Source organism: Rhizobium sp. WYCCWR 11152 (assembly GCF_013087615.1).
Lineage (GTDB): Bacteria > Pseudomonadota > Alphaproteobacteria > Rhizobiales > Rhizobiaceae > Rhizobium > Rhizobium indicum.
This window is the reverse complement of the sequence record NZ_JABFCP010000008.1, coordinates 901885-914884: the sequence shown is the minus strand read 5'-3', so window position 1 is coordinate 914884 and position 13000 is coordinate 901885. Positions and strand designations below refer to the sequence as shown.

The window sequence follows — 13000 nt, the reverse complement described above, 5'->3', positions numbered from 1 at the left end:
TTCCAGGTCCTTAGATCAGGTTGCAGCCATGGGCGCCGAATGCCCTTGGCGCGACAGTTGCTTTACGGACAGGTGCATCCAGATGAGAGAGATCACGACGATCGCGAAGAGCAGCAGGAAACAGCTGGACCAAAGGCCGGTCATGTCTTTGAGGAGGCCAAAGGCAATCGGAAGGATGAAGCCGCCAAGGCCGCCCATCATCCCGACGACGCCGCCGACTGCGCCGACGTTTTCGGGGTAGTAGGCTGGAATGTGTTTGTAGACGGCGGCTTTGCCGAGGCTCATGAAGAAGCCGAGCACGAAGATGACGACGATGAAGATGACAGGGGTGATGCCGAACGCCGGACCCGTCCCGGACGCAGAAACAGCCGGCAGCGAAAGGATGAGAGTGGCGACGGCCGACACGGCAAGCATCGTATACATCACGCTACGCGCGCCCTTTTTATCCGAAAGCACGCCGCCGAAGGCGCGGAAGATGCTGCCCGGGATGGAATAGGCGGCCGCGACCATGCCGGCGGTTTCCAGGTTGAAGCCGTAGACGCCGACCAGATAACGCGGCAGCCACAGCGACAGGGCGACGAAGCCTCCGAAGGCGAAGAAATAGTAGAGCGAGAAGCGCCAGACCTGAACGTTCTGCAGCGGCGCGAATTCCTGCGCGAAACTCTTGGAGGCAGCGCGGCGTTCGCGGCGCAGACGGAAGGCCGGATCATCGGTCGTGGTGAACCAGAAGACGATTGCCATCAGCGCCAGACAGACGGCCCAGATCTCCGCAACCGCCTGCCAGCCCCATGCAAGCAGCACGAAGGGAGCGGCGAACTTGGTCACGGCCGCGCCGACATTGCCGGCGCCGAAGATGCCGAGCGCGGTTCCCTGCTTCTCCGCCGGGAAGAAAGGCGAGACATAGGCGACACCGACTGCGAAGGAGCCGCCAGCGAGGCCGACGCCGAGGCCGGCGATCAGCATCTGCGTATAGGTCTGGGCGTAGGAGAGCAGAAAGGTCGCCAATGCGGCGGCCAGCATGGTGAGCGTGTAAACGAGACGGCCGCCATAACGCCCCGTCCAGATGCCAAGAACGATGCGCACCAGCGAACCGGTGAGCACGGGGGTGCCGACCAGCAATCCGAACTCGGCCTCGTTCAGGCCGAGATCCTGCTTGATGCGAATGCCGATGATCGCGAAGATCGTCCACACGGCAAAACAGAGGGTGAAGGCTACAGTGGAGATCCACAATGCCTTGGCTGGTTCGCCGGCGGACATGGACTGTGATTTCTCGATGACAGACATAACTTCTCCGAGGCCCGACAAGGTCGTGCCGATCCATCGCTGAGGGTTAAAACAAAAAGCCGCTGGCCAGGACGCGCATACCCGAGGCGCGCAAAATATCCTGATCAGCGGCTTTGCTGGTGGCGCCCGCCGTTGGACGCCGAATTCTTGAGCCTTCTGGCCCACTTGCCTGGAAGCAATCCGTTGGCCGGATTGCTCAAGCTAAAACCTACCTCTTCAATCTGAAGAGCAGTCTCTGTATCTTCCGCGAGCGTCTATCACTCACTCTGCGCTGATCGCCATTGACCGGTGCAATAAAGATCATGCAAACTGCGTGCCAGTTTTGTGATCTTTGTTCAAGCCACTGAATACAAATAATATTTTTCGAAACGCGTCGCCTGCTTGTTTTTCGGGCGGCCACCCGCTCATGCAAATATTTTGTGCGCTTGTCGTGAGGCGGGCAGATACTTGCTGGCGTTTTGTGCAGGCCGGCATCGGTTAAACCTCGTCGTCGCAAACGAAGGCGAGGGCGCTTTTGACTGCAAAACCTGCGACATAGTCCGGCAGCCTCGCCGGGTCGAAGACGTGGCCGTCCATGAAACGGTCGCCCTCGTCACTGCCTTCGATGCGGATATCGGCATCTTCAGGCGCGTTGGGGTCACCGAGAGCCGTGCGATAGAGATCCGGGCGGTAAGCGGATGCTGCGGCCCTTGCCATGTTAAGACTGATCTCGGCCTGTCCCCAGCGGATCATCTGGCTGTAGATCCAAAGAGCATGGCTTGGCCGGGGATAATTGGCGAAGCCGGAATGGAACATGAAATAATCGGCGATGATGCGGCGGTTGCCCTTTGCGTCGAGGCTGAATTCGCCGGCGAGCACGCGGCGAATGATCTCGACGGGGGCGGCGATATAGCGCGGGTCGGCAAGAGCTGCCGCCAGCGCGTCGTGATTTTCCGGCCGATCGCACCACTGGGCTGCCGCGTCGAGGGCCACGATCAGCCGGGATACGGTTTCCGGATGGCTTTCCGCCCAGTCCGGCCGCATGCCGATCACCTTTTCCGGTGCCGACGGCCAGATATCCTGTTTGGCGGCGACGATGCGGCCGACGCCGCGCTCCGAAGCGACCATGTTCCACGGCGCGCCGACGCAGAAGCCGTCGATCGCACCGGCTGCCAGCGCATCCGAAGTCATGGACGGCGGCACGACGACGAGCTTGACATCCTTGTCGGGATCGATGCCTCCGGCCGCTAGCCAGTAGCGGAATTCGTAATTGTGCGAGGAGAAGGGGTAGGTGACGCCGAAGGTTGGCAGCGGCTCGCCGCGGGCCTTCATCGCCGCCAATGTTTTTGCCAGTGCATAGGCATTGTCGAGCGCGCTTGCCGTTTCCGGCAATCCTGCGTCATCCCGCATCCTGTCGAAGAGCCGCGTCGACAGAGTGATCGCGTTGCCGCCGCGCCCCAGCGAAAACGGCGTGATCGTCGGCGAGGGATTGGAGCCGAGACCAAGCATGGAGGCAACGGGCATCGGCGACAGCATGTGGGCGATATCGAACTGACGGAATGCCAGGCGGTCGCGCACATTCGCCCAGGAGACGTCCTTGACCAGCTCGAGCGTCAACCCTTCCTTCCGCGCGAAGCCGAATTCCGCCGCCGCAATCAGCACCGATGCATCGACGAGCGGAATGAAGCCGGCCCGCAGCACTTTCGGTCCTTCGGTGTTCACGCGCACGGGCGAGGGCAGCTCGCCGCCAGAATTGGCGATCTTCGTCATCATATCCACTCCGGTTTCCTCCGGAAATTCATCAGGTCGGCCATTACATCAACAGCCCCGCGGCAGTGACGACGCTCTGGGCGATTTCCGACATCTTCTTCTTTTCGTTCATCGCTGTCTGGCGCAGCAGGGCGAAAGCCTCTTCCTCCGACAGGCCGCGCATCTTCATCAATATGCCTTTGGCGCGCTCGATGAGCTTGCGTTCCTCCAGCGCGGAGCGGGCATCGGCAAGCTCCCGCCGCAGCCGGCTGAAGGCATTGAAGCGGCTGACGGCCATGTCGAGGATTGGTTTGACGCGTTCCTTCTTCAAGCCGTCGACGATATAGGCCGAGACGCCGGCATCGACAGCTGCCTCGATCGAGGCCGTGTCGGACCGATCGACGAACATGGCGATCGGGCGGCTGACCGTACGCGTCAACTGGAACAGGTGCTCCATCATGTCGCGGTTGGGATTTTCGATATCGATGATGATCACATCGGGCATCAGCGTTTCGATGATTCGCGCGATGCCATTGACCTCATGCACGACGGTGACGCGCGTATGCCCTGCCTCGCGCAGGCCTTCTTCGATGATGGAGGCGCGAATGGCATTTTCGTCGATCACCAGAATTGTCAGATCGAGATGCGTCATTGCTCTATTCATGACGCAGTGCAGCAAATTTAGCAAGGCTCCGCCTGAAAAATGTGCAAGAATAAGTATGCGTAAAAATTAATCAAATTGCCGAAATTTCGAGCGGGATCAATATACAGCGTCGCGGCAAGGTCTTCAGGGCTGCGGTATTTCGGATGTGAAAAGGGGAACGTCATAGCCGCGCTTGAGCTGTGGCCGTGCCGCAAGCCTGAGATACCATCGTTTGACGTTCGCAAATGCATTCAGGTCGATCTCGTGGCGTTTAAAACGGGAAACCCAGGGCCAGACCGCCATGTCGGCGATGGAATAGTCGTCGACGAGATAGTCGCGGTCTGCGAGCCGCGCGTTCAACGTCTCATAGAGGCGGCGAGTGTCCCTGCGAAAGAGATCCTCTGCGAACGGCGCTTCGCCTGCATTGTAAGTCAGGAAATAATGGGCGTTGCCGAGTGTCGGCCCGAAGCCGCCCATCTGCCACATCAGCCATTCGATCGTGTGATGCCGGGCGGCACCCTGCCGGGGCAGGAAGCGGCCGGTCTTTTCGGCGAGGTAGAGCAGGATGGCGCCGGATTCGGCAAGCGTGATCCCGGTCTCGTGATCGACGATAGCCGGAATCTTGCCGCCCGGATTGATGGCGAGATAATCCTGACGGAATTGATCTCCCTTGGTAATATCGATCGTGTGGGGGCGGTAGGAGAGGCCGAACTCCTCGAGCGCGATGGACACTTTAAGCCCGTTCGGCGTGATCCAAGTATAGAGGTCGATCATCGGGGGTTCAATCGAACATCATTTCGTCGACCGGCAGCTTCGTCATTCCGAAGCGCCCGGTGACATCGTCGAGGCCAGAGAACATGTCCCGCAGAGTTTGCACGATCGTCTCGACACGCGGGTCAATGACGCGATAGACGATCGCTTTGCCGTCGCGGCGTCCTTCGATCACGCCCGCCTCGCGAAGCTCGCTCAATTGCTGGGAAAGCGTCGGCTGGCGGATACCGAGCTCGTCCTCCATCCCAGAGACCGAGGCTTCCGTCTCCATGAGGTAGCAGACGATCGCCAGGCGGTTGGCGTTGGCGATCAGCTTCAGCAATTCGCTTGCTGCGCCGACATCGCGGCAGACTCTTGAGGAAACGGGCTTCGTCAACGGTATCGTCCTTGAAGGTTCTATAAAAAAGTAAAGTGACGGCGCCGAATTTTCAACTCCGGCGCGCTCACTTCGCTCGATCTGGTAAAAGATTTCATTGCCTATCGATTTTATGGGATTTCAAAGGCGATTTTCTCCCGCTGACGACAATCGTTTCCTGGTAATCAATTTATAAAAAAGTAAATTGATTGCCATGAGCCACGTCATCGGTCGCACAGAATGAAAATTGGTGTTCATCCCAACAATCTGCATCTGCGTCTCGCGCGCCTCTGGCCCGGCGCCTTCGCGGATCTGCAGCCAATATTCGTCTCCTATGCAGAAGGCCGCGATACGGCGGCGCTGCTGGAAAATGGCGACATCGATCTCGGCGGCACCGGCTCGACGCCGCCGCTTGAGGCGGACATACGCGGCCTCGGCGTCGAATATGTCGCCGCCTCCGCGCCGCGCCCGGCCAATGGCGCCATTTTCGTCAGGAGCGACAGTCCGATCGGCTCCGTCGCTGAGCTGAAAGACCGCCGGATCTCGCTGATCGACGGTTCGTTTCACACCTATCTCCTGGCCCGCAGCCTCGAAGGTGAGGGGATGAGCCTGCCGGATGTCGAGCGGGTCGAAAGCGGAGCGCGCGATTCGCTCGCCGATCTGCTCGAAGGGCGCGTCGATGCCTGGGTCGCCATGTCGCCGCGTCTCGATAAGGCACTGGAGCGCGACGACGTCAAGCCGATCGTCCGCTGCGGCGCGGCCATTCCCAACCGTTCTTTGTTCTGGACATTGGAGCGGAACGGCCTTTCGGCAACGGAGATCCGGGCGATCGTCTCCGAACTCAGCCGGATCGGTAACGGGATCGCCGCTGATCCACGCACCGCCGCCAGACTTCTTGCATCGGGCGACCGCGGCGGACCTGACGACCGCGGCGGATCTGGCGACCGCGACGGATCTGGCGACCGCGACGGAACGGATATCGATGCCTGGGAAAAGGTGGTGCGCTCGCGCGACTTCACGGTGTTCCCGATCGACGAAGAGATCATTGCCGAACAACAGGAAGAGGCCGACACGTTGCTGCGCCACGGCCATTTCACCAACCCCATCGTGCTGAAACGCCCGGAAACGACGAGATAACGAAGGAATCAGGCGATGAACGTTTTCTGGTACATGTGCGCGCCCGACGGCGCCTATCCCTGGCAGCCGGAAGGCTCACGTCAGGTCGATTACGGTTACTACAAGCAGCTTGCCCAGGCCTATGACCATCTGGGCTACACCGGCGCGCTGTTTGCGACCGGCGCCCACGACGTCTGGGTGCTGGCGAGTGCGCTGCTTGCTCACACCGAGCGACTGCGTTTCCTCGTCGCCGTCCATCCCGGCCTCGTCGCGCCGACACTGCTTGCCAAGATGGCCGCCACCTTTCAGGAATTCGCCCGTGGCCGGCTGCTCATCAATGTCGTCTCCGGCGACGCCAAGATGCTCGGCGCCTATGGCATGATGCTGCCGCATGACGAGCGCTATGACATGGCGGAGGAATATCTTCAGCTTTGGCACCGGCTCTTTGCCGGTGAGAGCGTTACCCATCAGGGCAAGTATTTCTCGACGGACGGCGCCAAGCTCGCCTTGCCGGTCGGCGAGAGCATCGCACCGCCGCCGCTCTGGTTCGGTGGCTCCTCGGATAAGGCGCTTGAAGTCGCGGCAAAACATGTGGACACCTATCTCTCCTGGGGCGAGACGCCCGCCCAGATCGGCGAAAAGGTCGAAGCGGTGAAGGCGCGTGCCGCCCATTACGGTCGTGAACTGGAATATGGCATCCGCCTCTATGTCATCGTTCGCGACACCGACGAAAAAGCCTGGGAGGCGGCGGCTGACCTCTATGACCGCATGGATGATGCGGCGATCAGCGCCAACCAGCGTTTCGTTGCAAGAAGCGATTCCGTCGGCCAGCAGCGCATGACGGCGCTGCACGGCGGCCTCAAGCCGGAGAACATGCGCGATCTCGAAGTCGCGCCGAACCTCTGGGCCGGCATCGGCCTGGTGAGGCCCGGTCCCGGTACGGCGATCGTCGGCTCTCCGGATACCGTTCTGCGCACGCTCGAAGCCTATCAGAAGGCTGGTGTCGATACTTTCATTCTTTCTGGCATGCCGCTGCTTGAGGAAGCCTATCGTTTCGGCGAAAAGGTGCTGCCGCGGCTCGATGTCAGCAGGGAAGTCTCGAAGGCGCGGAACTACACCTGGTCGACGCTCTTCGATCGCGATCTTTCGACCGTCAAGAGCGCCTGATCCTCTCGCCAGAAGGTAAGTTTTGTGGCCACCAGTGAATTTCATCCGATCGAACAGGCCGCTCCAGATAGCGGGGTGGCAGCGCGCCTGCTGCGGGTGATCGAAGCGATTCTCGGCATTGCCGCGGCAGTCGTTCTGGCCGTACTGCTCTTGATGGTGCTCGTCACAGTCTGCCTGCGCTATTTCTTCAGCGCCGGCTTCATCGGCGCCGAGGATCTCGGCATCTGGCTGCATGTTGGTCTGATCGCGCTCGGCGCGCCCCTCAGCCTCAACAGCGCGCTTGCCATGCGCCTCGACGTCTTCGTCAAGATGCTGCCGGAAAGCCTGCAGAAGGTCACGCCGATCGGCGCCGACGTCTTCACCGTGCTTTCGGCGCTGATCCTGAGCTTCGGCGGCAGCGAGATCATGACGATGCTCGGCGGCGTCTCGCCGACGCTCGGCGTGCCGGAATGGATTCGCTTCGGTTTCCTCGGCGCTGGCGGCGCGCTGATCCTCGTCGTGCTGCTTCTGCAGCGCATCGCGGAAGGCAGGATCCTGTCGGTTTTGCTCTCGCTTGCCGTCGGTGTCGCGCTCTATGCCGGCATTCCGCATGTCTCGCTCGATCTCGACTGGCCGCCGAGCATCTTCCTCGGACTGATCGCCGCGGTCGGTCTGCTGCTCGCGGCGCCTCTGCCGCACGCTTTTCTCGCCGCAGCCTATGTCGTCATCGCCTTCGGCAGCAGCCTGCCGGAGCCGGCGATCGTTTCCGCGACCGTCACCGGCATCTCGAAATTCCTGCTGCTCGCCATTCCCTTCTTCCTGCTCGCCGGCGGCCTCCTGACGGCCTCCGGAGTCGCCAACCAGCTCGTGCGCTTCGCCGCCGCCATGGTCGGACATCGCCGGGCCGGGCTGGCGCAGACGACGCTTTTGACCAGCGTCCTGTTTTCCGGCGCTTCCGGCTCGTCGGTCGCAAACGCCGCCTTCGGCGCCTCGACCTTCCAGCCCGAGCTGGTCAAACACGGCTATCGGCCGGCGCAGGCGGCGGCGATCATCGCCTCGACATCGGTTCTCGACAATGTCATCCCGCCGTCGATCGCCTTCCTCATCCTTGCGACCGCGACCAATCTTTCCGTCGGCTCGCTGCTCATCGGCGGCTTCTTCGCCGGCGGCTTGATGGCCATATGCCTGGCGGTCGCTATCCATCTAACAGTCAGCGAACAGGTGCCGTTGCCGCGCGCAAATGCGAAACAACGTTGGCAATCGGCGGTCCAGGCGATCCCGGCTTTCGGGCTCGGCATCATCGTCGTCGTCGGCATCCGCATCGGCATCGTCACGACCACGGAGGCCGCAGCACTTGCCGCTTTCTACACGCTGCTGCTCGGCATCGGTGCGCGCCTCGGCATTCTCTCGCTCTATGCCGCCTTTCGCCAGGCAGCAGTCGAAGCGGCGGCGATCGGCCTTCTCATCGGCACGGCCGGCCCCTTTGCCTTTTTGCTGGCGGTCGACGACGTGTCCGGACTGATCTCGCATCTGACGACGGTGCTCGGCGGCAGCGCGCTTGCGGTCATCCTGCTGTCGAACGTCATCCTGCTGGTGGTCGGCCTCGTTCTCGATATCGGCGCCGCGATCCTGCTCTTCGGCCCCATTCTGCTGCCGGCAGCGGTCGCCGCTGGCATCGATCCCATTCAGTTCGGGGTGATCATCGTCGTCAACCTGATGATCCACGGACTGACGCCGCCGCTCGGCATGCTGATCTTCGTCGTCAGCGGCGTCACGCGTATTCCCGCCTCAGAACTCTTTCGGGCGGTCGTTCCCTATCTGCTCGCCCTCCTGGTCTCGCTCGCAATCCTCTGCGCCTGGGCCATCATCTTCTCGTAAACAGGACAACCCCATGGACAATTTCAACCGACGCAATTTTCTGAAGACCGCCGCTCTCGCCGGAACCGCGCTTGCAGCGCCCGCCTTCGTCCGCACGGCCGCCGCCCGCACGACGACGATCACGATCGCCTCGCTGCTCGGCGACGACAAGCCGGAAACGAAGATCTGGGTGAAGATCGGCGAACTGGTCGAAGCGAAGCTTCCCGGCCAGTTCAAGTTCAATATCGTCAGGAATGGTGCGCTCGGCGGCGAGAAGGAAGTGGCCGAAGGCGTGCGGCTCGGCTCCATCCAGGCGAGCCTCTCGACGGTCTCGTCGCTCTCCGGCTGGGCGCCGGAACTGCAGATCCTCGATCTGCCCTTCCTCTTCCGCGATGCCGACCATGTTCGCCGGACCGTCGCCGGCGATGTCGGCGCCGATCTCAAGCAGAAACTGCAGGCGCAGAATTTCGTCGTCGGCGATTTCATCAATTATGGCGCCCGCCATCTCCTGACCAAGGAACCGGTGACGCGGCCGGAGCAGCTCAAGGGCAAGCGCATTCGTGTCATCCAGAGCCCGCTGCACACCAAGCTCTGGAGCGCATTCGGCACGACGCCGATCGGCATTCCGATCACCGAGACCTATAATGCGCTCGCAACCGGTGTCGCCGACGCGATGGATCTGACCAAATCGGCCTATGCCGGTTTCAAGCTCTATGAGGTCGTGCCTGACATGACCGAGACCGGTCACATCTGGGCATCCGGCGTCATCTATTATGCCTCGACCTTCTGGGCCGGCCTCAACGACGAGCAGAAGGCGGTGTTCCAGCAAGCTTCCAACGAAGGGGCTGCCTATTTCAACCAGCTGATCGTCGACGACGAATCCAAATCCGTCGAGACGGCGCTCGGCCACGGCGGAAAGCTCTTGAAGCCGGAAGCCTTCGACGAATGGCAGAAGGGCGCCCAGGGGGTGTGGGACGATTTCGCGCCTGTTGTCGGCGGCATCGACAGGATCAAATCGGTCCAGGCCACCTGAGCGAGAGGCAGGGCGGTTCGCCTGCAGCTTTTGATGGGACCGATGGAAAAACCATGGGTCTCTTCATCACGCGCACTTGCCGGAAAAATAATGTCGGAGCAGGCCGGAAATCGAAAGAGCATGCCTTCGGTGATCGTGGTATATGAATTACTTAAAATCCTGGAATGGGAAGTTTTTACCTTCGGCCGGTGCGATCCTTTTGACCGCAATCTTGCGACCGCTTCCGGCGGACGGATCCCATGGCCTCGATTTGAGATAAACAACATTGAACACAAGGCTTTGGAGGGCCGACCATGAGCTTACGTATCAACGATATTGCCCCCGATTTTACCGCCGACACCACCCAGGGACCGATCAGCTTCCATGATTGGATCGGCAGCGGCTGGGCCGTCCTGTTCTCGCATCCGAAGAATTTCACGCCGGTTTGCACCACTGAGCTTGGCGCCATGGCCGGCTTGGCCGGGGAGTTTTCCAAGCGTGGCGCCAAGGTCATCGGCATCTCCGTCGATCCTGTGGAAAGCCATGCCAAGTGGAAGAACGACATCAAGACCGCCACCGGCTTCGACGTCGAATATCCGTTGATCGGTGACAAGGACCTCAAGGTCGCCAAGCTCTACGACATGCTGCCGGCCGGCGCCGGCGAGAGCTCGGAAGGCCGCACGCCTGCCGACAACGCCACCGTGCGTTCGGTCTTCATCATCGGTCCCGATAAGAAGATCAAGTTGATCCTGACCTATCCGATGACGACGGGCCGCAATTTCAATGAGATCCTGCGCGCCATCGATTCCATCCAGCTGACGGCCAAGCACCAGGTGGCCACACCAGCGAACTGGAACCAGGGCGAGGACGTCATCATCACCGCCGCGGTTTCCAACGAAGACGCGATCACGCGTTTCGGCTCCTTCGATACGGTTCTGCCCTATCTCAGGAAGACCAAGCAGCCGACGGCCTGATTGCTGCTTTCAAGCCATTCTCCAGACCGCCGCGGCCATATGGCCCGGCGGCTTTTTTCGTGCAGGCATTCTGGAAGAATGTCGCTCCGTTGCGCCTTGTTGTTGGGCAATTCCGGACGCAAACCGCTGCGCCCTTTCGCTGCAATTGCTTGGCTGCTCAATCCGGAACGGGCAGGGCGCGCTGGTTGTAGAGGATCTTGCGGATGCGCGCCTGTTCCTCTTCGGAGAGCTTGCTGTTATCGGTGCCGAGATCGGCGCCGACCGCAAGGCCGCGCTGGACGCCGGGCCGTGCACTGAGCTCCTCGAACCATCGCTTGAAATGTTTGAATTCGTTGATGTCCTGACCCTGGGCCTGCCAGTTGACGGTCCAGGGATAGCTGACGATGTCGGCGATGGTGAATTCGTCACCGGCAAGATAGCGCCGGTCGCGAAGCCGCATGTTGAGAACGCCGTAAAGGCGGTTGGCTTCATCGGTGAAGCGCCGCACCGCATAGGACTGATCGCCTTCGCGATCGCCAAGGCGACGGAAGTGACCGGCTTCGCCGAGTTTCGGTCCCTGGTTCGCCATCTGCCAGATCACCCATTGCATGACCTCGTATTTGTCACGCAGATCCTGCGGCCAGAATTTTCCGGTCTTCTCGGCGAGGTAGAAGAGGATCGCGCCGGATTCAAACACGCTCAAGGGACTGCCGCCATCGGCAGGCTCGTGATCGACGATGGCGGGCATGCGGTGATTGGGGTTCAGCTTTAGATAATCGGGTTTGAACTGGTCGCCCCGCCCGATATTGACCGGCACCAGTCGATAGGGTGTGCCGGTTTCCTCCAGGAAGATCGAAACCTTCTTGCCGTTCGGCGTCGGCCAGTAGTGGAGATCAATCATCTGCGTATCCTCGTTTGCTCGATTTCTTGGTAAACAGGATGACGCTGCGACCATGGCAGGTCGAATATGTTTGTTCCAAAATCGATGGCGAAATTAGAAACCTGTGACCCGTCCGTGCCAGCAACTCAGGTGCAGATATGGAAATGGGGAAGCGTCGTGCCTCGATCGATGATATCTAGAATCCAGCATCGTGATGGAAGTTCAAACCTCATGAGATCCGATGACACGCCGAAAACGTCAGTCCGACATTGCGAAGAGATCGGCCAAGGCCATGCTTTCGCTCTGTCTTCTGTTTTCCCAAGTGGACACGATTATGGCCCAGCCGGAAGGAAGCACTGGGGCGCCGGCCTGTCTCTATTCAGGTCCTTCGGCGTCGGGATCGGGTGAAACGCTGTGCATCCGGAAGGACAGTTTCAACCGCGACCTTTGCGTCGCGATCGAGCATTTCGCCAGCGCCAATCAATTGCCGCCGGATTATTTCGCCCGTCTCATCTGGCGGGAAAGCACCTTTCGCCCCGATGCCGTCAGCTTCAAGGGAGCGCAGGGGATTGCGCAGTTCATGCCCGGAACGGCGAAACTGCGCGGACTTGAAGACAGCTACCAGGTGTTGGAAGCCCTGCGGAAATCGGCGCAGTATCTCGACGAATTGCGCAATCGTTTCGGCAATCTCGGCCTTGCCGCCGCCGCCTACAATGCCGGCGAAAACGGACTTTCCTCTTACCTAGCGTCAGGGAGATTACCTGACGAGACGCGCGGTTACGTCCTGGCGATCACCGCGCATACGATCGAGGAATGGAAGGATAATCCCCCGGAAGATGCGGCCGCCCCGCTCGACAAGGACAAGCCGTTTCTCGATGGCTGCGTGGCGCTTGCCGAACGGCGGACATTGAAGGACACACCACCCTGGCGTCAGGAGGGTGAATGGGCGCCCTGGGGCGTCCAGCTTGCGGCGAATGCGAATGTCGCGGTAGCCCGGCGCATGTTTCTCGACGCCGTGCAGGATCTGCCGACACCCTTGAATGCCGAGCAGCCGCTGATCCTGCGCCAGCGCGACCGCAGCTTTGGTTTTCGCCCGCGTTATGCTGCCCGCATCGGCCGGCAGACACGCTTGGAAGCCAACGACCTCTGCAACCAGATCCGCAAACACGGCGGCACCTGTCTTGTTTTCAAGAATCGATAGCGAGCCTGGTTGAGCCGACGTGATCAAGAAAAGTCTGCTTGCAGGATCATCTAA

The 13000-nt window shown here is 60.7% G+C and carries 13 protein-coding genes; 7 read left to right on the top strand and 6 right to left on the bottom strand.

All coding sequences use genetic code 11. The features are described from left to right. Positions 1–15 precede the first annotated feature (15 nt). The 5 genes from G9X67_RS14330 to G9X67_RS14310 all read right to left on the bottom strand — a co-directional run bounded on the left by G9X67_RS14330 (position 16) and on the right by G9X67_RS14310 (position 4802). Positions 16–1284 carry a nitrate/nitrite transporter gene (locus tag G9X67_RS14330; RefSeq protein WP_138329896.1) on the bottom strand — a complete coding sequence of 423 codons (1269 nt, stop codon included), beginning with the start codon at positions 1282–1284 and terminating at the stop codon, positions 16–18. Between the two features lie 477 nt (positions 1285–1761). Next, on the bottom strand, positions 1762–3042 hold the full coding sequence (locus G9X67_RS14325; RefSeq protein ID WP_171598926.1) for a CmpA/NrtA family ABC transporter substrate-binding protein: 1281 nt from the start codon (positions 3040–3042) through the stop codon (positions 1762–1764). 34 nt (positions 3043–3076) lie between these two features. After that, entirely contained in the window at positions 3077–3664 is a 588-nt protein-coding gene (locus G9X67_RS14320; RefSeq protein ID WP_138329895.1) for an ANTAR domain-containing response regulator, read from the bottom strand. Between the two features lie 135 nt (positions 3665–3799). After that, on the bottom strand, positions 3800–4429 hold the full coding sequence (locus tag G9X67_RS14315) for a glutathione S-transferase N-terminal domain-containing protein (protein WP_138390854.1): 630 nt from the start codon (positions 4427–4429) through the stop codon (positions 3800–3802). Between the two features lie 7 nt (positions 4430–4436). Further along, entirely contained in the window at positions 4437–4802 is a 366-nt protein-coding gene (locus G9X67_RS14310; protein WP_027684949.1) for a metalloregulator ArsR/SmtB family transcription factor, read from the bottom strand. Positions 4803–5021: 219 nt separating this feature from the next. Between G9X67_RS14310 and G9X67_RS14305 the strand changes: the two genes are divergently transcribed. From G9X67_RS14305 to G9X67_RS14280, 6 genes are read left to right on the top strand one after another with little or no spacing between them, the layout of a single operon-like run. Beyond that, complete coding sequence (locus tag G9X67_RS14305; RefSeq protein WP_171598925.1) at positions 5022–5918, top strand: ABC transporter substrate-binding protein; 897 nt, start codon at positions 5022–5024, stop codon at positions 5916–5918. Between the two features lie 15 nt (positions 5919–5933). Continuing rightward, positions 5934–7064 (top strand): LLM class flavin-dependent oxidoreductase, encoded by a 1131-nt coding sequence (locus G9X67_RS14300; RefSeq protein WP_171598924.1) that lies wholly within the window; start codon positions 5934–5936, stop codon positions 7062–7064. A gap of 24 nt (positions 7065–7088) precedes the next feature. Continuing rightward, positions 7089–8921, top strand: a complete 1833-nt coding sequence (locus G9X67_RS14295) for a TRAP transporter large permease subunit (protein ID WP_171598923.1) — start codon at positions 7089–7091, stop codon at positions 8919–8921. A gap of 13 nt (positions 8922–8934) precedes the next feature. Next, positions 8935–9933 (top strand): TRAP transporter substrate-binding protein, encoded by a 999-nt coding sequence (locus G9X67_RS14290; RefSeq protein ID WP_171598922.1) that lies wholly within the window; start codon positions 8935–8937, stop codon positions 9931–9933. 42 nt (positions 9934–9975) lie between these two features. Continuing rightward, entirely contained in the window at positions 9976–10230 is a 255-nt protein-coding gene (locus G9X67_RS14285) for a hypothetical protein (RefSeq protein WP_246705399.1), read from the top strand. Then, positions 10227–10886: a peroxiredoxin gene (locus tag G9X67_RS14280; RefSeq protein WP_171598921.1), complete on the top strand. Its 660-nt coding sequence runs from the start codon at positions 10227–10229 to the stop codon at positions 10884–10886. The genes G9X67_RS14285 and G9X67_RS14280 overlap by 4 nt, the downstream gene beginning before the upstream one ends. 157 nt (positions 10887–11043) lie before the next feature. On the opposite strand, the gene G9X67_RS14275 is transcribed toward G9X67_RS14280, so the two are convergent. After that, positions 11044–11766 (bottom strand): glutathione binding-like protein, encoded by a 723-nt coding sequence (locus G9X67_RS14275; RefSeq protein WP_171598920.1) that lies wholly within the window; start codon positions 11764–11766, stop codon positions 11044–11046. Positions 11767–11986: 220 nt separating this feature from the next. Between G9X67_RS14275 and G9X67_RS14270 the strand changes: the two genes are divergently transcribed. Further along, positions 11987–12946, top strand: a complete 960-nt coding sequence (locus G9X67_RS14270) for a lytic transglycosylase domain-containing protein (protein ID WP_171598919.1) — start codon at positions 11987–11989, stop codon at positions 12944–12946. Positions 12947–13000 lie beyond the last annotated feature (54 nt).

Bases quoted from the DNA above. Each gene is read 5' to 3' on its own strand.
- G9X67_RS14315 (WP_138390854.1), bottom strand. From the start codon at position 4,429: ATGATCGACCTCTATACTTGGATCACGCCGAACGGGCTTAAAGTGTCC.
- G9X67_RS14305 (WP_171598925.1), top strand. From the start codon at position 5,022: ATGAAAATTGGTGTTCATCCCAACAATCTGCATCTGCGTCTCGCGCGC.
- G9X67_RS14330 (WP_138329896.1), bottom strand. From the start codon at position 1,284: ATGTCTGTCATCGAGAAATCACAGTCCATGTCCGCCGGCGAACCAGCC.
- G9X67_RS14290 (WP_171598922.1), top strand. From the start codon at position 8,935: ATGGACAATTTCAACCGACGCAATTTTCTGAAGACCGCCGCTCTCGCC.
- G9X67_RS14320 (WP_138329895.1), bottom strand. From the start codon at position 3,664: ATGACGCATCTCGATCTGACAATTCTGGTGATCGACGAAAATGCCATT.
- G9X67_RS14275 (WP_171598920.1), bottom strand. From the start codon at position 11,766: ATGATTGATCTCCACTACTGGCCGACGCCGAACGGCAAGAAGGTTTCG.
- G9X67_RS14300 (WP_171598924.1), top strand. From the start codon at position 5,934: ATGAACGTTTTCTGGTACATGTGCGCGCCCGACGGCGCCTATCCCTGG.
- G9X67_RS14270 (WP_171598919.1), top strand. From the start codon at position 11,987: ATGACACGCCGAAAACGTCAGTCCGACATTGCGAAGAGATCGGCCAAG.
- G9X67_RS14285 (WP_246705399.1), top strand. From the start codon at position 9,976: ATGGAAAAACCATGGGTCTCTTCATCACGCGCACTTGCCGGAAAAATA.
- G9X67_RS14280 (WP_171598921.1), top strand. From the start codon at position 10,227: ATGAGCTTACGTATCAACGATATTGCCCCCGATTTTACCGCCGACACC.